Source organism: Streptomyces sp. P1-3, assembly GCF_050613155.1.
In the GTDB taxonomy this organism is placed as follows: Bacteria; Actinomycetota; Actinomycetes; order Streptomycetales; family Streptomycetaceae; genus Streptomyces.
Genome location: NZ_CP192512.1, coordinates 2,301,964 through 2,322,575 on the forward strand (window position 1 = coordinate 2,301,964; position 20,612 = coordinate 2,322,575).

The window sequence follows — 20,612 nt, forward strand, 5'->3', positions numbered from 1 at the left end:
AGGGGCATTCTTCTGGCCTTTTCCGGTCTTTTTCCGGCCGGATGCGCACAGTCACACCGTCAGCACACGTCAAGGGATCGGAGAAGCGCGCGTGACACGCAGCGTGTACGTGACCGGGATCGACCGGGGCGACGGCCGCCAGGTCGTCGAACTGGGAGTGATGGAGCTCCTGACCCGCCACGTGGACCGGGTCGGGGTCTTCCGCCCCTTGGTCCACGACAACCCCGACCGGCTCTTCGACCTGCTGCGGGCGCGCTACCGGCTCAGCCAGGCGCCGGAGACCGCGTACGGCATCAGCTACCAGGAGGCGGCCACCCTCCAGGCCGAGCGGGGCACCGACGAACTGGTCGCGCAGCTGGTCGAACGCTTCCACCAGGTGGCCCGCGACTACGAGTACGTCCTGGTGCTGGGCAGCGACTACGCCGACACCAGCCTCCCGGACGAGCTGGGGCTGAACGCCCGGCTGGCGAACGAGTTCGGCGCCTCGGTGATCACGGTCGTCGGCGGCCAGGACCAGGAGGCGGACTCGGTGCGGGCCGAGGCCCGCAACGCCTTCCGCGCCTACCGGGCGCAGGGCTGCGACGTGGTGGCGCTGGTGGTCAACCGGGTCGCCCCCGCCGACCGGGCGTCCATAGCCGAGCGGCTCGCCGCCCGCCTCCCGGTCCCCTGCTACGCGCTCCCCGAGGACACCTCGCTGTCCGCGCCGACCGTCGACCAGGTGGTGCGCACCCTCGGCGCCGAGGTGCTGCTCGGCGACGGCTCCGGGCTCTCCCGGGACGTACGCGACTTCGTCTTCGGCGGCGCCATGCTGCCGACCTTCCTGCCCGCGCTGACCGACGGCTGCCTGGTGGTGACGCCCGGGGACCGCGCGGACCTGATCATCGGCGCGCTGGCCGCGCACAGTGCCGGGGCCCCGCCGATCGCCGGCGTGCTGCTGACCCTCGACGAGCGGCCGGGCCCCGACATCCTCGCGCTGGCCTCGCGGCTCGCCCCCGGCACGCCGGTGGTGTCGGTGCCCGGCAAGAGCTTCCCGACCGCCGAGCAGCTGTTCGCGCTGGAGGGGAAGCTGCACGCGGGCACGCCGCGCAAGGCGGAGACCGCGCTGGGCCTGTTCGAACGGCATGTGGACACCGCGGAGCTGACGAACCGCATCTCGGTGGCGCGCTCCAGCCGCGTCACGCCGATGATGTTCGAGCACGAGCTGATCGAGCGCTCCCGCTCCGACCGCCGCCGGGTGGTCCTGCCGGAGGGCATCGAGGAGCGGGTGCTGCGCGCCGCCGACGTCCTCCTCCGGCGCGACGTGTGCGACCTGACGCTGCTGGGCGAGGAGGAGGTCGTCCGCAAGCGCGCCGCGGAGCTGGGCCTGCGGATCGACGACGTCCAGATCATCGACCCGCAGACGTCCGAGCTGCGGGAGCGGTTCGCCGAGCGCTACGCGCAGCTGCGCGCCCACAAGGGCGTCTCCTACGAGCTGGCGTACGACGTCGTCGCCGACGTCTCGTACTTCGGAACCCTGATGGTGCAGGAGGGGCTCGCGGACGGCATGGTGTCGGGCGCGGTGCACTCCACCGCCGCCACGATCCGGCCCGCCTTCGAGATCATCAAGACGGCGCCGGGCGCCGGGATCGTCTCCTCCGTCTTCTTCATGTGCCTGGCGGACCGGGTGCTGGTGTACGGCGACTGCGCGGTCAACCCGGACCCGGGCGCCGAGCAGCTCGCGGACATCGCCATCCAGTCGGCGGGCACCGCCGCCCAGTTCGGGGTGGAGCCGCGGATCGCGATGCTGTCGTACTCCACCGGGACCTCCGGCTCGGGCGCGGACGTCGACAAGGTGCGCCGGGCGACCGAGCTGGTGCGCGAGCGCCGCCCCGACCTGCTGGTCGAGGGGCCGATCCAGTACGACGCGGCCGTGGACACCGCGGTCGCGGCCACCAAGCTGCCGGGCTCCGAGGTCGCCGGAAAGGCAACCGTCCTGGTCTTCCCGGACCTCAATACCGGCAACAACACCTACAAGGCGGTGCAGCGCTCGGCGGGCGCGGTGGCCGTGGGCCCGGTCCTCCAGGGTCTGCGCAAGCCGGTCAACGACCTGTCGCGCGGCGCGCTCGTCCAGGACATCGTCAACACCGTCGCGATCACCGCGATCCAGGCCCAGACGCCCACCCAGGCCGACCCGACACAGAAAGCACCCTCCGCGTGAACGCCTCCCGAGTACTGGTTCTCAACTCCGGCTCCTCCTCCCTCAAGTACCAGCTGCTGGACATGGCCGATCAGTCGCGGCTGGCCTCCGGGATCGTGGAACGGATCGGGGAAGGCCCGGTCGCGGACCACGAGGCCGCGCTCAAGCAGGTCGCGGACGAGATGGCCGGGCAGGGGCTGGGGCTCGACTCGCCCGCGCTCGCGGCGGTCGGGCACCGGGTGGTGCACGGCGGCACCCGGTTCACCGAGCCGACGCTGATCACCGACGAGGTGGTCGCCGAGATCGAGAAGCTGGTCCCGCTGGCCCCGCTGCACAACCCGGCGAACATCTCCGGGATCAAGGTCGCCCGGGGCCTGCGCCCGGACCTGCCGCAGGTCGCGGTCTTCGACACCGCCTTCCACGCGACGATGCCGGAGTCCGCCGCGCGGTACGCCATCGACGTCGACACCGCGGACCGGTACGGGGTGCGCCGCTATGGCTTCCACGGCACCTCGCACGCGTACGTCTCGCGGGCCACCGCAGCGCTGCTGGGCAAGGACCCGGCCGAGGTCAACACGATCGTGCTGCACCTGGGCAACGGCGCGAGCGCGTCCGCCGTCCGCGGCGGCGTGTGTGTCGACACCTCGATGGGCCTGACCCCGCTGGAGGGCCTGGTCATGGGCACCCGCTCCGGCGATCTGGACCCGGCGGCGATCTTCCATCTGGCGCGGGTGGGCGGGATGTCCACCGACGAGATCGACACCCTGCTGAACAAGCGCAGCGGGCTGCTCGGCCTGTGCGGCGACAACGACATGCGGGAGATCGGCCGCCGGATGGGCGAGGGCGACGAGGCCGCGCAGCTCGCCTTCGACGTCTACATCCACCGGCTGCGGAAGTATGTGGGCGCGTACACCGCGGTGCTCGGGCACGTGGACGCCATCGCCTTCACGGCCGGGGTCGGCGAGAACTCGGCGGCGGTGCGGGAGGCGGCGCTGGGTGGCCTGACCTCGCTGGGCATCGAGGTGGACGCGGTGCGCAACGCCGTCCGCGGCTCCGCGGCGCGGCTGATCTCGGCGCCGTCGAGCCGGGTCGCCGTGGCGGTGGTCCCGACCGACGAGGAGCTGGAGATCGCCACGCAGACGTACGCCCTGGTCAGCGACTGATCATTGTTCGTTCACACAGCTCAAATATTCCGCCCCGAAACAAACGGATAGGATCTGCCTCATGCGCCGTTCCAAAATCGTCTGCACCCTGGGCCCTGCCGTCGACTCCTTCGAGCAGCTGAAGACGCTGATCGAGGCCGGCATGAACGTGGCCCGTTTCAACATGAGCCACGGCACCCACCCGGAGCACGAGGAGCGGTACCACCGACTCCGCAAGGCGACCGAGGAGACCGGCCACGCGGTGGGCGTGCTCGCCGACCTCCAGGGCCCCAAGATCCGCCTGGAGACCTTCGCCGACGGCCCGGTGGAGCTGGTGCGCGGTGACGAGTTCACCATCACCACCGAGGACGTCCCCGGGGACCGGACGATCTGCGGCACCACCTACAAGGGGCTGCCCGGCGACGTCGCCAAGGGCGACCAGGTCCTGATCAACGACGGCAACGTGGAGCTGCGCGTCACGGACATCGAGGGTCCGCGGGTCAAGACCATCGTCATCGAGGGCGGAGTGATCTCCGACCACAAGGGCATCAACCTGCCCGGTGCGGCGGTCAACGTCCCGGCGCTGTCCGAGAAGGACATCGAGGACCTGAAGTTCGCCCTGCGGCTCGGCTGCGACATGGTCGCGCTGTCCTTCGTCCGGGACGCCTCCGACGTCCGGGACGTGCACCGGGTCATGGACGAGGTCGGCCGCCGGGTGCCGGTGATCGCCAAGGTCGAGAAGCCGCAGGCCGTCGCCAACATGGAGGAGGTCGTCGCGGCGTTCGACGGCGTCATGGTGGCCCGCGGCGACCTGGCCGTGGAATACCCGCTGGAGAAGGTCCCGATGGTGCAGAAGCGCCTGGTGGAGATGTGCCGGCGGAACGCCAAGCCGGTGATCGTCGCGACCCAGATGATGGAGTCGATGATCACCAACTCGCGCCCCACGCGCGCCGAGGCGTCCGACGTCGCCAACGCGATCCTGGACGGCGCGGACGCGGTGATGCTCTCCGCGGAGTCCTCGGTCGGCCAGTACCCGATCGAGACGGTCAAGACGATGTCGAAGATCGTCCAGGCCGCGGAGGAGGAGCTGCTCGCCAAGGGCCTCCAGCCGCTGGTGCCGGGCAAGAAGCCGCGTACGCAGGGTGGTTCGGTCGCCCGCGCGGCCTGCGAGATCGCCGACTTCCTGGGCGGCAAGGCACTCATCGCCTTCACCAAGTCCGGCGACACCGCCCGCCGGCTGTGCCGGTACCGCACGAACCAGCCGATCCTGGCCTTCACCACCGACGCGTCCACCCGCAACCAGCTGACCCTGAGCTGGGGCGTGGAGTCCTTCGTCGTGCCGTTCGTGGACACCACGGACGCGATGGTGGACCTGGTCGACGCGGAGCTGCTGAAGCTCAACCGGTACAACGAGGGCGACACGATGATCATCACGGCGGGTTCGCCGCCTGGTGTGCCGGGGACGACGAACATGGTGCGGGTGCACCACCTGGGCAACGAGGGCTGAGCTGACGCGCTCGCGCGCCTTTGCCACGGCCGCGGCCGCCGGTTCCCGTTGGGGGCCGGCGGCCGCGGCCGTTGCGGTTCGTACCAGCTCAGCTCATGGCCCAGAGGTAGCGGTCGCCGGGGTCGTCATCCAGCGGGGGCGGGTACTCCGGGGGTGGCTGCGGGGCTTCCTCGGCGGCTTCCGGTCCGTACGTCTCCGCGACCAGCGCCGCGTACGCCTCCGCGACCAGCACCGCGTCCACGACGGGTATGGCCTCCTCGGCCCACGGGTCGCTAGCGCGGGCCCCTGCCTCGTCCAGCATATCGATCGCCTTGCCCGGCAGCGGTTCGTCAGGCAGATGCCGGACGGACAAGGCGACGGCGGCCTCCAGGGCGTCATCGGTGATGGCGACCTGATGGTGGGCGGCGCAGTTGGTGCGGTGTGCCTTGAGGATCTCGACCGTGTCGGCGTGGGAGGGCTCGCTGATGGGGACCTGCCGCATCCGGCTCGCAAGCCCGGACAAGTCAAGCTGAAACCGTTCGTATCCGCTGGGGTCGATGACGCCGATGACCGGAACGTCCCATCGCAGGGGAGTGGTGGCGGCGAGGAGGTCGCGGTCCATATCGTCCACGAACAGCACGGGCGCACCGCGTTCACGCATGGCGTCCAGTGCCTCACGGAACTTCCCCATGTGGAGACCAGTCGCCGAGAGGTTACCGCGCGCGTCCCCGTACATGCGGCAGAAGGCCGCCAGGTCGACCGCCCAGATCCGCGCCCCCGCGAACTCCCCCGGTGCCTCGCCGCGAGCCATACGTTCGGCCATCCCGACGACCACCGAGGTGCGTCCCGTGCCCGGTCGGCCAACCAGCAGCGGATCGGCCCCGTCCATCAGCACCTGCATCACACGCTGAATCTCCCGGTCCCGCCCGCAGACCGTGGGGGACGCGGCGTCCCGCGCCTCCTGGGTGAGATCGCGCAGCCACTCCGCGAGCTCCGGCCGAAGGGGCGGTTGAGGCGCCTCGGGTGCGGGCACGGCGGACTCCGGCGTGCCGCTCACCAGGTCCGCCACCCGCTGCCGCGTCCAACTCAGTTCCGCACCGTGCTCGATGAGGATCCGGGCCGACCGGCTCTCACCCTCCCGGATCAGTCCCAGCAGGAGGTGTTCCGGGCCGACCGGCTCGTGTCCGAGTAGGTCGGCCTCCCGAAGCGCCAGCTCCAGCACCCGCTGGACGCCCGGAGTCAACGGGAGCGGGTCTGCCGGGGGGTTCGGCCGGCCCCAGCCCTTGGGTTCGGTGAGGAGGATGCGCACTGCGGACAGCGGGACGCCCAGGCGCCGCAGAGCCCGGACCCCGATGTTCTCGTCCTGGGTCAGCAGCGCCAGCAGCACATGGTGGACGTCCACTGAGCTCTGCAACTGGGCGCGTGCTTCGTCCTCGGCGAGGACGAGGACGAACCGCGCCTCCATGGTGAGTCTTTCGGCCACCGGTCACGCCTCCCACATCTCGTCGGCGGCGCGTTCCCGCAGCATTTCCAGATCCCGCTCCGCGCGCAGTGTGTGCGGATGATCCTCCCCCAGGACCCGTCTCCGGCTCCCGACCAGTTCCCGCAGCAGTTCCGCCGCCTCGGCCTCCTCTCCTGCCCTGGCGAGGTTGTGGGCCAGCACATGCGTCGTACGGAGGGTGTGTTCGTCCTCGGGGCCCAGCTCCCGCCGGCGGTCGATCAGGAGCGCCCGGAGCATCCGGATCGCCGTCTGCCGGTTACCGGACTCGCCCAGGTTGACGGCCAGGAACTGCCGCGTGCGCAGGGTGTCCTGGTGGCCCGTCCGCAGGATCCAGGTCTGCCGCGCCAGCACCTCTTCCAGCTCAGCCACGGCCGCCCTGGGATCGCCCGCGCCGCCCATCGCGTGCGCCAGCAGCGCCCGGACGCGGAGGGCGTGCTCGTGATCCGCGCCCAGCCGCTCCCCCTGCTCCGCCAACAGGCTCCGCAGTTCCTCGACCGCCTCCGGGAACCGCGCCTCCTCGCACAGCGCCACCGCCGCCGCGTACCGCGACTCCCACGTGGCCGCCCGCTGGGCGCGGTTGCGGCCCAGGGCCAGCAGCTCCGCCGTCCGCGTCACCCGCTTCAGCGGTGTCGGCAGCCCCTCCGCCTTCATCGTCCGCGCCAACTCGCGGTACAGCTCGTCCAGACCCAGCAGCTCAGGCCCGTCCGGCACCCCCTCGCGCAGCAGCCGCAGCAGCCGCCCCGTGAACGCCGTGTGCTCCTCACCGTCCAGCACCAGGGAGACCTGGTTGCGCTGCGAGGACGTCAGTACGTACGAACCCGCCACCTCGATCTGGCCGCTCACCACGGCCGCGGGAGCCGTCATCGTCCCGTTCAGCGCCCGGCCCGAGAAGCAGCAGTCGAGGATGATCACCTTCGACGCGGCCGGGCTGTCCAGGACGATGTCCCGTACCCGGTCGAACGACAGCGAACCGAGTTCAGGGTCCTCCAACTCGCTGTGCTTCAACCCCAGATGCAGGTCGTGGCGGCGCGCCCCGATCAGGCCGTGGCCGACGTAGTACACCAGCAGCAGGTCCTCCGCCGACTGGGCGGCGGACTTCAGCGCCCGCTGGGTCTCGATGAGGTCGTCGCCGTCCAGCAGCACCGTGCAGTGCGGCACGTCGAGGATGCCGTAAGACCAGTCGGTCAGCGCCGACGCCAGGTCCGCCACCGTGCGCCGGACCACCGGCAGGTCCGGCAGTTCCTCGTCCGTATACGAACTCGTACCGATCAGCACCGCCCGCGAGCGCTCGGGGTCGGGCAGCCGCATGGTTACGCCTGCTCCCCGTCCTGTCCACCGGCGGGCTCGTCGGTCCGCAGCGCCTGCCGCAGGATCTCCTCCACCGAGGTGTTGCTCACGTTCTTCGCGTCGATCTCCACCGTCCCGCCGTCGGCCCGATGCACCTTGATCGCGATTCCTGACCTGCGGCGGTGGATCAGCCAGGCGCGCAGCGAGCCTGCCAGGACGGGCAGTGCGGCGCCGGAGACGATCAGGAGGTCGGGGAGCGCGCCCATCTCGCCCGGCGTGGGGCGGGCCGCCTTGCGTCGTACCCGTCCGGCCAGTTCCGGCTCGCCGCGTAGCCAGTCGCCGAGCGACTCGAGCTCCGTGACCGGGTCGACCCGGTCCGCGTCGGCGCCTGCCACCGATATCCAGTTCCGCATCAGGTCAGCATAGAGCGCTCCGCGCGCGTCAAGCGCGCCCCACGCGCCTGTGGGCGCCGCCCCCAACTGGGGGTGGCGCCCACAGGCGTTGCCCTCCCTGAGGAGGGGCTTGCGGCTCCCGAACGGTCGTCGACGGGACGTCAGTCGTACGTCGGATACCCGTGCATGCCCGGCACCGTCAGGTCGCCACCGAACTGGCCGGCCTGGATGACCGTCACATCGGTGAAGAACAGCTCCGGCAGGGTCAGCGGCGGCGGGGCCTTGGGGGTGAACGTCACCGGGATGAGCCCGAGCAGCTTGCCGCTCAGCGACTCGGTGTACATCGTCACTTCGCCGTTGCGGATCGTGGAGCGGCTGCCCTTGCGGGCCTCCACGTGCTGGGTCGAACCGCCGGGGCCCTTGACCAGCTGGTGCAGATCGTCGATGTCGACGCCCGAAGCGCGGAACTTCAGGACCTTCTTGACCTTCCCGCTCTGGGTCTTGACCTCGACGATGCCGTCGTACTCGAGGCCGTGCAGACCCAGCCGGCTGGACTTGAGGATCCACGGGTCCTCGGGGAGCAGCGCCTCCACCCGGTCGGCCTTGGCGTTGTTGTACGCGTCGGCGTCGAACTTCGGGCAGGGGTAGCCCTCCTCGCCGTCGGCACCGGGCTCCGAGGTGGCGGAGGGCGACGGCGTGGGCGTGGCCTTGTCGGCCGTGTCCTTCGCCTTGTCGGCCGTCTCCTCGGCCGTGTCCTTCGCCTTGTCCGCGGCGTCCTCCGCCTTGTCGGTGGCGTCGTCGGCCGCCTTCGCCGCGTCGTCCGTCGCCTTGTCGACCTGGTCGGCCGGGCTCTTGGCGTCGGAGTCGGACGGCTTGGGTGTGGGGGTCGGGCTCGGCGAGGCGCTCGGCTCCGCCGGCGCTTCGTCGTCGTCCCCGCCGCCGAGCAGGTCCTCCAGCTTCTCGCCGAGGCCCAGGGGGTCGAGCGGGTTGGTGCTCTCGCTGGGGCTCGGTTCGGCGCTGGGCTCCGTCGGCTCCGACGGCTGGGTGGGCGCCGGCTCCGGCTCCGGCTTCGCCGGCTCGGACGGCTTCGGCGTGGCCTTGTCGGCAGACGGGCTCGGCGAGGCGCTGGGCTCCGCCGTCGACCCGCCGGACGTACCGGCGTCGTCCTTGCCGTCGCCGCCCTTGTCGCTCTTGTCGTTCTTGGACGTGTCGCTCTGGGACTTGTCCTGCTGGTCGCCCTGGTCCGGCTCGTCGGACTGGGTGACGCAGGGACCGGGCTTGAAGCCCTCCGCGCCCCGGGGGCTGGCGTTGGCGAGCTGGGGGGTGAGCCCCATGCCCATCAGCACCGCCGTCGGCATGGCGGCCAGGGCTATCGCCTTGCCCGCGGGCAACTGGAGGCGGGTGAGCACCGACTTCTTCGGTGCCGCGTGCCGCGGTCCTGTTCTCCCTCGGCGCGGGCTGCCGGTGGCCTCCTCCCGAGCGCCCCGCTCCTGTTCACCCCGCACGGTGCCTCCCATTCCTGGATTCCTGGTCCGACGCGGTCCCGGCCCCGGCCGGTTCCGGCGTACCCTCGCCGCCCCCGTCGCCCGCCGGCTCCGGCTCCGCTCGCTCCACGGGCCGGGCCTTCGGCTCCTCGCCCGGGGCCCAGGCCACTGCCAGGGCGCCGCCGAAGAGCGCCATGAGGTAGCCGAGGAGGAAGCCCCCGAAGTTGGAGACGACCAGCGAGACGAGGGCGAGCAGGATCGCGGCGACTCCCGCGAAGACCCGTACGACGGGCTGGAACCACATGCTCAGGCCCAGCACGATCAGCAGAACGCCGATGATCAGAGACGCGGATCCGGTGGTGGTGGCCATCCGGACGGTCAGCTGGCCCACGGTGAGGTTGGCGTAGGGGAAGTACACGATCGGCAGTCCGCCCAGCAGCGTCAGCACTCCCGCCCAGAACGGGCGCTGCCAGCGCCATTCACGGTAGGACTGGCGCCAGCCACTGATACGGACACGCGCCCCCGGCGACTCGGCACTCATCGAAAACAGCTCCCTGGGGCTGGCGATCTTGTCGATCGCAAGTTGTTCATGCGTTGCGACGGGTGAGTGGGTACGGGTGAGGGGCCCGGGTGTCGCCTGCCCCTCACCGCACCGCACTCAACGCGTCAGAAGCACTCGTGCTTGCCCTTGGCCACCGACATGGAGAGGCCAGAGAGCTTGAACGTACCCGCGCTGGTGGCCCAGGCGGTCTGCTTGACGTCGGTCAGGGTCGCCGAGTCGGCTTCCTGTGCGAAGGAACCGGGGACGACCCGGTCGCCCTTCTTGATGCCGGGACCCTTGGACGTGTCGTTCGCCGACACACCGATGTTGATGTCGCGGAACACCGCGTCCGCGTCGAGCTGGTCGAGGTCGATGTAGAGGTTCTTGGCCTCGACCGGCTTGTCGCCGTTGCCGGCCTTCAGCTTCAGCGACACGTCGCCGAAGAGCGGGACCGGGACCACCACCGACTGGCACAGACCCTTGATCTTGGCGCTCTTGAATCCCGACACGGCGACCGGGATGTTCTTCCCGCCGTGCTGCGCCTCCATGGCTCCGTACTGGACGAAGCCCTCACCGTCGAGCTGCTTCGCGGTGACCTTGAACTGCTGGCCGGACACGCTGAACGACGCCGCGAGCGCACCCTGGGACAGGGCGACTCCAATCGCGGCCGTAGCAGCGACGCTCGGCACCATGACGACGGCGAACCGCTTCCATCTGGTTCCGCCACGAGCCACGGACTCCATGACTTTCCTCCTTCTCGGACGTACATCTCCGGTCGGGCCCTGACGGACCTCGAACCTGGGATGGGAGAAGTGCTACGTCCTCGGGAAGGAGAGCGCCCACCTCGGGTGCCTGCGGCGAACCGAAGCAGGCGAACCGAGAAGCCGGCGATCACCCCCGAGCGACAACCACTGGCCACGCTCTCGCGCAACCTCCTGGACAGGCCCTGCCGTTCCGGCAGAGACCCCCCTGTCCAAGGCCGGCGACACTGCCGCCGGCCTGCCCGGTGGGGACCCGTTCCCCTGGGACAAGCGCCGACCGGGTGCCGAGCTTTGGGGAAAGGACCGAGCGTGGCCGATCGTCGTGCATTCACGCTCGGGGCACAAGGGGTTCGTTACTAGCGAGTAACGGCCGGATAACCGGACTGCTGCGGGGCGATTGAGGCCCGGCACGCAGGGTCGCCGAGAGGCGGGAGGAAAGAAGCGGACATGTCCAGCATGGTAGGGCAAATGGTCCGCTGTCATTTACTGCAAGTAACAGCGGCCGCGTTTACCAAGTTTTGGTAAAGCGCGGCCGCTCGGCCGTCAGTGGTGCGATCGATCAGAACAGGACGCGAGCGAGGGCGTTACGGGCCGTGACCACCCGGGGGTCCTCGGCGCCGATCACCTCGAACAGGTCCAGCAGATGCACCCGGGCCTCCTCCCGGTCGTCACCCGCCGTTCGCTTCACGGTGTCGACCAGCCGCCCGAAGGCGTCCTCGACATGACCGCCCACCAGGTCCAGGTCTGCGGCCGCGATCTGCGCCGCCACATCGGCCGGCGCGTCGGCCGCCGCCTTGCGCACGACCTGGGGGTCCGTGCCCTGCACCCGCTGCAGCAGTTTGGCCTGGGCCAGGCCCAGCCTGGCCTCGGTGTTGCCCGGGTCGTCGGTCAGCACATTGCTGTACGCCTGCACCGCTCCGCCGAGGTCACCCGCGTCCAGCGCGGAGTGCGCGGCGGCGAGCGCGCCGTCGTACGGGGACGCCGGACCGGACGCCGCGGGCTCCACGCCCTGCGCCTCCGCGTCCACCGGCGCACCGACGATGCCGAACTGCTGCTCGGCGGCCTGGATCAGCTGGTCCAGCACCTGCCGGATCTGCGCTTCGGGGGCCGCCCCCTGGAACAGCGGGATCGGCTGCCCGGCCACCACCGCGAAGACCGCGGGGATGCCCTGCACGCCGAACTGCTGGAAGAGCATCTGGTTGGCGTCGACGTCGATCTTCGCGAGGACGAACCTGCCGGCGTACTCCTGCGCCAGCCGCTCCAGCAGCGGACCGAGCTGCTTGCACGGCTCGCACCACTCCGCCCAGAAGTCGATCACGACCGGGACCTCGGTGGAGCGCTGGAGGATCTCCTGCTGGAATCCCGCCTCGTCGACGTCGACCACCAGACGGGAGGGCGCGGGGGCACCGGTGCGCGCTGCCTGGGCGCGCGCCTGCTCCGCCTTCTGCCTCGCCTCCCCGGCCGCCTTCACCGCGGCGAGGTCGACCACTCCACTCATGGACATGTTCCGTGGCTGCATGGCCCTATCCTCCCCCCTCCACGCGGCGATCGGAAAAACACCGTGGTCGATGCCCGCACACTCTGATACGCATCGCGGTACCGGACACGCACCACGATGGTGAAATCCCAAACGAATGCGCCGGGTCCCCACCTGGCGCCAGTGGTCATCACTCTTTCGCTACGCGTCGTAGCGTAACTGCAAGCGACCGCGGCCCGCCAGGGCGCGACGGTGATCTGCCTCACCCCGGCCGGTGGCCTTACCGGCGGGTATCGTCGCCGCCATGAGCTCGTCCCCCCGCCGCACCGGCCGCCCCCGCAGCGCCGACGCCGATCGCGCCATCCTGGGGGCGACCCGCGCCGCGCTGGTGGAACTGGGCTGGTCGAAGCTGTCGATGGGGGATGTCGCGGCCCGCGCCGGCGTCGCCAAGACCACGCTGTACCGCCGTTGGGCGAACAAGAACGAGCTGGTCGTGGACGCGGTGGCGGCCGTCTTCGACGAGCACCTGGAGCTGCCCGACCTCGGCAGCCTCCGAGCCGACGTCGAAGCGGTGGTGCTGCGCTTCGCCAGCCTGCTGGAGCGCCCCGAGACCCGCACGGCGCTGATGGCGGTGGTCGCGGAGTCCACCCGCGACGAGGCGCTGCGCGACCGCATCCGTACGGCGATCGTGGACCGCCAGAAGCACCTGGTGCTGCTCGGCCGCGAGCGGGCCCAGGCCCGCGGGGAACTCCCCCGCGAGACGGACCCGGCGACGGCGGCCAGGACCGCCGACCTGATCTTCGACGTGATCGCGGGCGCGGTGGTGCACCGCGCGCTGGTCAGCGGCGAGCGCGTCGACGCGGAGTGGGCGCGCGGCTTCACCACGGTGCTGCTGCACGGGCTGGCAGCCGCCGAAGGGCCTACCTCCCGCACGTGACGCGGGCCGATTTCGCCGGAACGAGCCGCACCTTGGACGCGGGCAGCTTGAGCGGCTCCCCGGTACCCGGGCTCAGCAGTACGGCGTTGCCGCCGCCGACCCCCATGAGCAGATACGGCCGCGCGGGATCGAGACGACCGCCCTCGCCCGGTAGCCGCTCGACCGGAACGGTCGGCTGTACGCAGGTCCACTCGGGCTCGACGCCGAGGTAGGCGGGCGCGGGCCTGCGCTGCTTGGCGGCGGCGATGGTCGCCTGCGCACCGCTGTCGGCGTAGTGGGCGGCGAGTGCGGAGACGCCGGAGACGCACAGGACGAGCATGACGATGTAGAAGAAGCCGTTGAACCGCTCCGTCGGACCCACGTAGTGCAGATGCTTGGCGACGCCCCACAGGGCGGGCACGACCAGCACCAGGACCAGGTACGTCAGCAGCTTGGCCGCCGACAGGGCCTGCCACACCCCCGGGACGTCGAGATCGTCCGCGGTCAGGGAGAGGGATTCGGCATAGAGCGCGTGGAGGACGGAGCCCGCACCCAGGAGCGTGGAGACGACCACCGACACGACCAGCGGTACGGCCCAGGCCACCCACTCGCCCCAGGTCCAGCGCCGGGCCATGAGCCACAGGCCGTAGCCCACCACGGCGATCAGGGGAACGACCCATATCTCCGACGCCGCGGGGCCGGTCCTCTCGGGGAGGCGCCCACCCGACACCACGGCGAGGGAGGCCAGGAAGCAGGTGGCGCCGAGGACGATGGTGACCGCACCGGCGTTGTCGCGGCCGCCGCGCTGCAGAGCGCTTCCCGCCCACATGACCGCGCACGTCGCCAGGGCGCACAGGACGGCCCACGGGAACCGGTCGGTGCCCACGCTCACCGCGGCGAGGAGGCAGGAGCACACCACCGCGAGGAAGGCCATCACCTTGTCCTCGGGGTCGGCGAGCCGGCCCCGAGGGTCGCTCCACCGCTCGTCCAACGGGCGTACGGCGACGTCGGTGCGGGCACCCGGGCCGCCCGGCACCGCGATCCGGGACAGTCGTAACGCCTCCCTGGGCGTGCCCAACGTGATGGCCCCGGTGTCGTAGCGGCCCATCCGTCGGGCGACGCGCGTGCGCAGTCGCGGGCCCGAGACCCGGTGGGCCGTGGTGTGGACCCGCCACTCCGGGAGCTGGTCCCGCTCCCGGACCAGCCGTGCGGCGCGCCGCACGTACATGGTCAGCCGTGCTGTCCTCGCCGCCCGCTGTACGCGCCAGACCGCACCCCGCTCCGCACGATAGGCCGCGCCGTGCAGACGCACCTCGACGGCGTACAAGCGCGACGAGGCATCAGCGGGCAGCACGTCAAGCGACGGGCCCTGCCCGCAGGGGAAGAACTCGACGACGGGCCAGCCGTGGGTCGCGAAGAGGGCTTCGGCCTCCTTCCACTCGCGCACACCGCCACGGACTTCGATCAGTGCCAGGACGCGCTGGTCATAAGGAGGCCGTCGCATGGCCCGCATGTTCCCATACGTCGCTCAGGCGGACCTTGACCTCATGTCAGAACCCCGCGGGCTCCGTGTAGACGCCCCACTCGTCGCGGAGCACCCCGCAGATCTCGCCGAGCGTCGCCTCCGCGCGGACCGCGTCCAGCATCGGCTCGATCATGTTCGAGCCGTCACGGGCCGCGGCCAGCATCGCGTCCAGGGAGGCGCGGACCGCCGCGTCGTCGCGGGCGGCCTTGCGGGCCGCGAGCACGCGCACCTGCTCGCGCTCGACCTCGTGGCTGACGCGCAGGATCTCCAGGTCGCCGGTGACGGAGCCCTCGTGGCAGTTGACGCCGACCACGCGCTTCTCGTTCTTCTCCAGGGCCTGCTGGTAGCGGAAGGCCGATTCCGCTATCTCGCCGGTGAACCAGCCGTCCTCGATGCCGCGCAGGATGCCGGAGGTGATCGGGCCGATCGGGTGCCGGCCGTCCGGGACGGCGCGGCGGCCGCGCTCCTTGATCTGGTCGAAGATCTTCTCGGCGTCGGCCTCGATCCGGTCGGTCAGCGCCTCGACGTACCACGAGCCGCCCAGCGGGTCGGCGACGTTGGCGACGCCGGTCTCCTCCATGAGCACCTGCTGGGTGCGCAGGGCGATCTCGGCGGCCTGCTCGCTGGGCAGGGCCAGGGTCTCGTCCAGGGCGTTGGTGTGCAGCGAGTTCGTGCCGCCGAGCACGGCCGAGAGGGCCTCCACCGCCGTGCGTACGACGTTGTTGTACGGCTGCTGCGCGGTGAGGGAGACCCCGGCCGTCTGCGTGTGGAAGCGCAGCCACTGCGCCTTGTCGGTCTTGGCGCCGTACACGTCGCGCATCCAGCGGGCCCAGATGCGGCGGGCCGCACGGAACTTGGCGATCTCCTCGAAGAAGTCGAGGTGGGCGTCGAAGAAGAAGGACAGGCCGGGCGCGAAGGTGTCCACGTCCAGGCCGCGGGAGAGGCCGAGCTCGACGTACCCGAAGCCGTCGGCGAGGGTGTACGCCAGCTCCTGCGCGGCCGTCGCACCCGCCTCGCGGATGTGGTAGCCGGAGACCGAGAGCGGCTTGTACGCGGGGATGCCGCGCGCGCAGTGCTCCATCAGGTCGCCGATCAGACGCAGATGCGGCTCGGGCTGGAAGAGCCACTCCTTCTGCGCGATGTACTCCTTGAAGATGTCGGTCTGGAGCGTGCCGTTGAGCACCGCGGGATCGACACCCTGCCGCTCGGCGGCGACCAGGTACATGCAGAAGACGGGGACGGCCGGGCCGGAGATCGTCATGGAGGTGGTGACGTCGCCGAGCCGGATGTCCTTGAACAGGACCTCCATGTCGGCGGCCGAGTCGATGGCGACACCGCAGTGGCCGACCTCGCCGAGCGAGCGGGGGTCGTCGGAGTCCCGGCCCATCAGGGTCGGCATGTCGAACGCGACGCTCAGCCCGCCGCCGCCGTTCGCCAGGATCATCTTGTAGCGCTCGTTGGTCTGCTCGGCGTTGCCGAAGCCGGCGAACTGGCGGATGGTCCAGGTGCGGCCCCGGTAGCCGGTCGCGTACAGGCCGCGGGTGAACGGGAACTCGCCGGGCCAGCCGATCCGCTCGAAGCCCTCGTACGCGTCACCCGGCGCGGGTCCGTAGACGGGGTCGACGGGATCGCCGGAGAGCGTGGTGAAATCCGCGTCCCGCTTGCGGGAGGCGTCGTACCGGGCCTGCCAGCGGCGGCGGCCCTCTTCGATCGCGTCAGCGTCCATGTCTTCGAATTTACTAGGACGTCCTAGTAAATGTCGATGGGTAAGCCGCCGCACGTGTTTCGCGCGGCGGCCGGACTACGCCTTGGCGACCGCCGGGGCGGCGTCCGCGAACAGCGGCTCGACGTCCCGGGCGACCTTGCGCTCGACGAAGAACGCCGCGAGCGGGATGGTCCCGGAGACCAGCACCCACAGCAGCTTGGGGAACGGCCACTTCGCCTTGGAGCCGAGGTCGAAGGCGAAGACCAGGTAGATGATGAAGAGCACACCGTGGATCTGGGAGACCACGAGCGTGGCGTCTTCGCCCTTGTCGAAGCCGTACTTGAAGATCATGCAGGTGCACAGCACCAGCAGCATCACGGCGGTGACGTAGGCCATCGCCCGGTAGCGGGTCAGCACGCTCTTCTTCATGGCGCTGAGCCTAACCGTCCGTTTTGCGCGATCTTCGCGCGGGTGGGCGCTCCGCCTACTCCTCGAAGTCCTCGGCCGCGACGCGCAGCGGGCGCAGCATCCGGAAGACCTCCACGCACTCGTCGTCGCTGTACGCCCCGAGCCCGAAGTCCATCGCCATCAGGTCGCGGGTGGCCGCCTCCACGACCTCGCGCCCCTTGTCCGTGATCGAGGCGAGCGTGCCGCGCCCGTCGTTCGGGTTCGGGCGCTTGTCGACCAGGCCGGAGCGGACCAGGCGGTCCACCGTGTTGGTGACGGAGGTCGGGTGGACCATCAGCCGCTCGCCGATCTTGGACATCGGCAGCTCACCGGCCTTGGAGAAAGTCAGCAGCACCAGCGCCTCGTAGCGCGCGAAGGTCAGTCCGTACGGCTTCACCACCGCGTCGACCTGGCCGAGCAGGATCTGGTGGGCCCGCATGATCGACGTGATCGCGGCCATGGACGGCACGGCACCCCATCGCTGCTTCCAGAGCTCATCGGCACGGGCGATGGGGTCGAACGTCAGACTGAGAGGTTTGGCCACACCTCGACCCTATCGGCAGGCCCATATAGCGGGCGGCGGAGTCTCGACAATCGGACCGGTTCACACGGCCGTTCAGCGCGCGGTGCGCCGCGCCTCGGCCGCTACGACCAGGGCGGACACCGTACCGAGCACGCCCGCGCCCATGATCACATGGTGGACGGGAGCGAACTCGGCGGCGGCCCCGGCCAGCGCCATACCGAGCCCCTGCGTCGTCATCAGCCCGGCGGTCAGCACGGTCATGGCCCGGCCGCGCTCCTCCTCGGGCACCGCCGCGATGAACCACTGGTCGAGACCCAGGGTGTACGAACTGCCGCAGCCGGCCAGCAGGAGGCACAGCAGCGCCCAGGGCAGGGACGGCCGGAACAGATAGGCCAGGGCGGGCAGCATCGCCGCGACGGCGACGGGGAGGGTGAGCGCGGCGCGGGCGCGCGGGCTGAGGCACGAGCCGACCAGGACCTCGCTGGCGATCGCGCCGACCGGCATCGCGATCATGAGGAGCCCGAGCCCGGCCGGACCGAGGCCCAGGTCGTCCGCGTACGGCGTCGCCAGCGCCTCCGGGGCGACCACGAACATCGGCGGGACCCAGCTCAGCAGGAGCAGCGCACGGATGCGGCGGTGCGCCAACAGCCGCCGGACGACGCGCAGCGACTCACCGAGCAGCGCGCCGCCGCTCCCGGCTCCCCCGCGCGCCGGACGGCGGCGGGTCCCCAGGCGCAGCACGAGGGCGGACCCGACGAAGGCCGCCGCGGTGATCACGAGTACGGCGCGCGGCGCCACGACGGACAGCAGCAGCCCGCCGACCGCGAAGCCGACGAGCTGCGCGCTCTGCGCCGTGATCCGGATGACGGACCGGCCCAGCACGAACAGGTCGCCCTCCCCGAGGATGTCGCCGAGCGTCGCGGCGCGCGTCCCGCTGAACACGGGCGAGACGGCCGCCGCCACGCAGCGCAGCGCGAGCAGCGCCGCCACGGGCATGCCCGGCACCACCATGGCGGCCGTGCAGACGGCACTCAGCAGATCGCAGACGACGAGGACGCGGCGGGCGGGGTAGCGGTCGGCGACGGCGGACAGCAGGGTGCCGCCGATCATGTAGGGCAGGAGGGCGAGGGCGAACGCCAGGGCGCTCATCAGCGGCGATCCGGTGAGCCGGTAGATCAGGACGGACAGCGCGATCGCGCAGACGACCTCGCCGAGCATCGACATCAGATGCGCGGCGAAGACGGCGCGGAACTCCTTGACGGCGAACACGGCCCGGTAGCCGGTCCCCTCGCCGGGGTGGCCGCCGGTCCCCTCACCGGGGCGACCTTCGACGCTCCTCCGGGGGCCGGGAATGGGCTCGGGTCGTGAGGCACCCGCGGGTGGGCGCGCTTCGGCGGGGCCCGGATTCCCGGGCCCGGAGGGCATTGGCATGTCCGCAGCGTGCCGAGGCCGCCCGCCCCGTCACTATTCTTTCGGGTCCAGCCGAACCTCGACGGCAACCGAGGGGGCCCACATGCCACTGCACATGCACGTCGGCGCCGACGACCTCTTGCGGTGCCGGTTCGCCGTGTCCCCCTTGTGCCAGACCCACGAGGCCGTACGAACCCTGCGGCGACGCGAGCGGCACGGCTACCACCTGCCCTGGCTGCGCCGGATCCGCAGCGCCCTGGCCGGTCTCGACCTGTCGGAGCTGTGGCTGTTCATGCCGCTGCGCGGCGGCTACACGCCCGATTTCCTGGGCGCGCCACCGGACGTGCCGTACGCGTCCTTCGAGGACGAGCTGGAGCGGATGCGGGCCAGTGATCCGGCGGCGGCCCGCGCGGAGATGGCCCAGTCGCTGGCCTGCACGCCCGGCGCGGCCGCGTCACCGCTCGGCCGGGCCGCGCTCGACGATCCGGCGGCCGCCGTCCAGCGGCTCGCGGACGTCACCGAGCGGGCCTGGCGGGCGCTGCTCGCCCCGGACTGGCCCCGGCTGCGCGCCCTGCTCGACGCCGACATCGGCTTCCGGTCGCGGCAGCTGGCCGAGGGCGGTCTGGAGCGGCTGTTCGCGGATCTGCATCCAGGGCTGGCCTGGGCGGACGGCACGCTGACCGTCCGTACGCCCGGCCACCCGCCCGCGCGGCAGGAGCTGGACGGGCGGGGGCTGCTGCTGATGCCGAGCGTCTTCGTGTGGCCGGACGTGGTGAGCGGCTTCGCCCCGCCCTGGCAGCCGACCGTGATCTATCCGGCGCGCGGCGTGGGCGGGCTGTGGCGGGAGCCGTCGGGGGGCGCCGCCGACGCGCTCGTACGACTGCTGGGAGCGAACCGCGCGGCGATCCTCTGCGATCTCGCGGAGCCGGCGTCCACGACGGCCCTCGCGCACCGGCACGGGCTGGCGCTCTCGTCGGTGTCGGCGCATCTGTCGGTGCTGCGCGCCGCGGGTCTGCTGACCTCGCGCCGCCAGGGGCACCAGGTGCTGTACGAGCGCACCCCGCTGGGGATCGCGCTCGCCGCCGGGGAGGAGCCTCGCCGCCCCGGCTGACGGGCGCCTACGCGGACAGGTGCCGCTCCACCGTCTCGACCTTCGACGTCAGCCCGTCGGTCACCCCCGGCCTGAAGTCGGCCTTGAGCACCAGGGAGACGCGCGGCGCGCGCTCCTCGACGGCGGCCACGGCGCGCCTGACGACGTCCATCACCTCGTCCCACTCGCCCTCGACGGACGTGAACATCGCGTCCGTACGGTTCGGCAGGCCGGAATCGCGGACCACGCGGACCGCGTCGGCGACGTACTCGCCCACGTCCTCGCCGACGCCGAGCGGGGTGACCGAGAAGGCGACAATCACGCGTTGACGATCCCTTCCTTGCGGGCGCGCGCGGCAATGACGCTCGCCTCGGCCTCGCGCTTGAGCATCCGCTCGGCGAAGAAGCCGCCGGTGGGCAGGACCGAGAGGACGAAGTACAGCGCGGCGGTCTTCCACTGCCACTTCGTGCGGTTCCAGGCGTCCGCCCAGAAGATCACGTACAGGATGAACAGGACGCCGTGTACCGCGCCCATCACCGGCACCGCGTTGAAGTCGGTCGTGCGCTTGAGCACCGAGCAGACGAGCAGCAGCAGGAAGGACACGGCCTCGGGCGCGGAGACCAGGCGGAGGCGGCGCAGCGCGGTGGCGGTCTTGAAGTCCATGGAGGGGAACCTTCGGGGCTTGGGGGCGGACAGCAGGCGAGCTTGTGCTTGGGTTCACAAGCTCTGTCTCATTGTCGCAGGAGCGC

Annotated in this window: 19 protein-coding genes; 5 read left to right on the forward strand and 14 right to left on the reverse strand. The window is 71.2% G+C overall.

From position 1 onward, the window contains the following. Positions 1-91: 91 nt before the first annotated feature. The 3 genes from pta to pyk all read left to right on the forward strand — a co-directional run bounded on the left by pta (position 92) and on the right by pyk (position 4,825). Positions 92-2,197, forward strand: a complete 2,106-nt coding sequence (gene pta, locus ACQUSR_RS09465; RefSeq protein ID WP_431042112.1) for a phosphate acetyltransferase — start codon at positions 92-94, stop codon at positions 2,195-2,197. After that, the gene (locus ACQUSR_RS09470; RefSeq protein WP_431042113.1) at positions 2,194-3,339 is read left to right on the forward strand and encodes an acetate kinase; all 1,146 of its coding nucleotides are present in this window, start codon (positions 2,194-2,196) and stop codon (positions 3,337-3,339) included. Before pta ends, ACQUSR_RS09470 begins: the two co-directional genes overlap by 4 nt. A gap of 61 nt (positions 3,340-3,400) precedes the next feature. Beyond that, the gene (gene pyk / locus ACQUSR_RS09475; RefSeq protein WP_431042114.1) at positions 3,401-4,825 is read left to right on the forward strand and encodes a pyruvate kinase; all 1,425 of its coding nucleotides are present in this window, start codon (positions 3,401-3,403) and stop codon (positions 4,823-4,825) included. Between the two features lie 88 nt (positions 4,826-4,913). Here the strand turns inward: pyk and ACQUSR_RS09480 are convergent, their stop codons facing one another. The 7 genes from ACQUSR_RS09480 to ACQUSR_RS09510 all read right to left on the reverse strand — a co-directional run bounded on the left by ACQUSR_RS09480 (position 4,914) and on the right by ACQUSR_RS09510 (position 12,289). After that, positions 4,914-6,287, reverse strand: coding sequence for a Clp protease N-terminal domain-containing protein (locus tag ACQUSR_RS09480; protein ID WP_431042115.1), 1,374 nt, complete (start codon positions 6,285-6,287; stop codon positions 4,914-4,916). Between the two features lie 3 nt (positions 6,288-6,290). Beyond that, positions 6,291-7,613: a caspase, EACC1-associated type gene (locus ACQUSR_RS09485; protein WP_431042116.1), complete on the reverse strand. Its 1,323-nt coding sequence runs from the start codon at positions 7,611-7,613 to the stop codon at positions 6,291-6,293. Positions 7,614-7,615: 2 nt separating this feature from the next. Next, positions 7,616-8,005, reverse strand: coding sequence for an effector-associated constant component EACC1 (locus tag ACQUSR_RS09490; RefSeq protein ID WP_431042117.1), 390 nt, complete (start codon positions 8,003-8,005; stop codon positions 7,616-7,618). Between the two features lie 140 nt (positions 8,006-8,145). After that, complete coding sequence (locus tag ACQUSR_RS09495; RefSeq protein ID WP_431042118.1) at positions 8,146-9,501, reverse strand: hydrogenase expression protein HypF; 1,356 nt, start codon at positions 9,499-9,501, stop codon at positions 8,146-8,148. Then, entirely contained in the window at positions 9,479-10,009 is a 531-nt protein-coding gene (locus tag ACQUSR_RS09500; RefSeq protein WP_431042119.1) for a DUF6114 domain-containing protein, read from the reverse strand. Before ACQUSR_RS09500 ends, ACQUSR_RS09495 begins: the two co-directional genes overlap by 23 nt. 125 nt (positions 10,010-10,134) lie before the next feature. Continuing rightward, positions 10,135-10,752 carry a DUF6230 family protein gene (locus ACQUSR_RS09505; protein ID WP_431042120.1) on the reverse strand — a complete coding sequence of 206 codons (618 nt, stop codon included), beginning with the start codon at positions 10,750-10,752 and terminating at the stop codon, positions 10,135-10,137. Between the two features lie 577 nt (positions 10,753-11,329). After that, on the reverse strand, positions 11,330-12,289 hold the full coding sequence (locus ACQUSR_RS09510) for a tetratricopeptide repeat protein (protein ID WP_431042121.1): 960 nt from the start codon (positions 12,287-12,289) through the stop codon (positions 11,330-11,332). Positions 12,290-12,551: 262 nt separating this feature from the next. Between ACQUSR_RS09510 and ACQUSR_RS09515 the strand changes: the two genes are divergently transcribed. After that, complete coding sequence (locus ACQUSR_RS09515; protein WP_431042122.1) at positions 12,552-13,184, forward strand: TetR/AcrR family transcriptional regulator; 633 nt, start codon at positions 12,552-12,554, stop codon at positions 13,182-13,184. Here ACQUSR_RS09515 and ACQUSR_RS09520 read toward each other — a convergent pair. The 5 genes from ACQUSR_RS09520 to ACQUSR_RS09540 all read right to left on the reverse strand — a co-directional run bounded on the left by ACQUSR_RS09520 (position 13,168) and on the right by ACQUSR_RS09540 (position 18,794). Continuing rightward, complete coding sequence (locus ACQUSR_RS09520) at positions 13,168-14,667, reverse strand: hypothetical protein (RefSeq protein ID WP_431042123.1); 1,500 nt, start codon at positions 14,665-14,667, stop codon at positions 13,168-13,170. The genes ACQUSR_RS09515 and ACQUSR_RS09520 overlap by 17 nt on opposite strands. 46 nt (positions 14,668-14,713) lie before the next feature. Next, positions 14,714-16,414 (reverse strand): acyl-CoA mutase large subunit family protein, encoded by a 1,701-nt coding sequence (locus ACQUSR_RS09525; RefSeq protein ID WP_431042124.1) that lies wholly within the window; start codon positions 16,412-16,414, stop codon positions 14,714-14,716. Between the two features lie 75 nt (positions 16,415-16,489). Beyond that, positions 16,490-16,822, reverse strand: coding sequence for a DUF3817 domain-containing protein (locus tag ACQUSR_RS09530; protein ID WP_431042125.1), 333 nt, complete (start codon positions 16,820-16,822; stop codon positions 16,490-16,492). Positions 16,823-16,877: 55 nt separating this feature from the next. Then, positions 16,878-17,384 carry a MarR family winged helix-turn-helix transcriptional regulator gene (locus tag ACQUSR_RS09535; protein ID WP_431042126.1) on the reverse strand — a complete coding sequence of 169 codons (507 nt, stop codon included), beginning with the start codon at positions 17,382-17,384 and terminating at the stop codon, positions 16,878-16,880. Between the two features lie 72 nt (positions 17,385-17,456). After that, positions 17,457-18,794, reverse strand: a complete 1,338-nt coding sequence (locus tag ACQUSR_RS09540; RefSeq protein ID WP_431042127.1) for an MFS transporter — start codon at positions 18,792-18,794, stop codon at positions 17,457-17,459. Positions 18,795-18,876: 82 nt separating this feature from the next. On the opposite strand from ACQUSR_RS09540, the gene ACQUSR_RS09545 reads away from it, so the two are divergent. Continuing rightward, positions 18,877-19,884, forward strand: coding sequence for a DUF5937 family protein (locus tag ACQUSR_RS09545; RefSeq protein WP_431042128.1), 1,008 nt, complete (start codon positions 18,877-18,879; stop codon positions 19,882-19,884). Positions 19,885-19,891: 7 nt separating this feature from the next. On the opposite strand, the gene ACQUSR_RS09550 is transcribed toward ACQUSR_RS09545, so the two are convergent. Beyond that, complete coding sequence (locus ACQUSR_RS09550; RefSeq protein WP_431042129.1) at positions 19,892-20,185, reverse strand: MTH1187 family thiamine-binding protein; 294 nt, start codon at positions 20,183-20,185, stop codon at positions 19,892-19,894. Next, a complete protein-coding gene (locus ACQUSR_RS09555; RefSeq protein WP_304464012.1) occupies positions 20,182-20,526 on the reverse strand; it encodes a DUF3817 domain-containing protein in 345 nt (114 codons plus the stop codon). Before ACQUSR_RS09555 ends, ACQUSR_RS09550 begins: the two co-directional genes overlap by 4 nt. Positions 20,527-20,612: the final 86 nt, after the last annotated feature.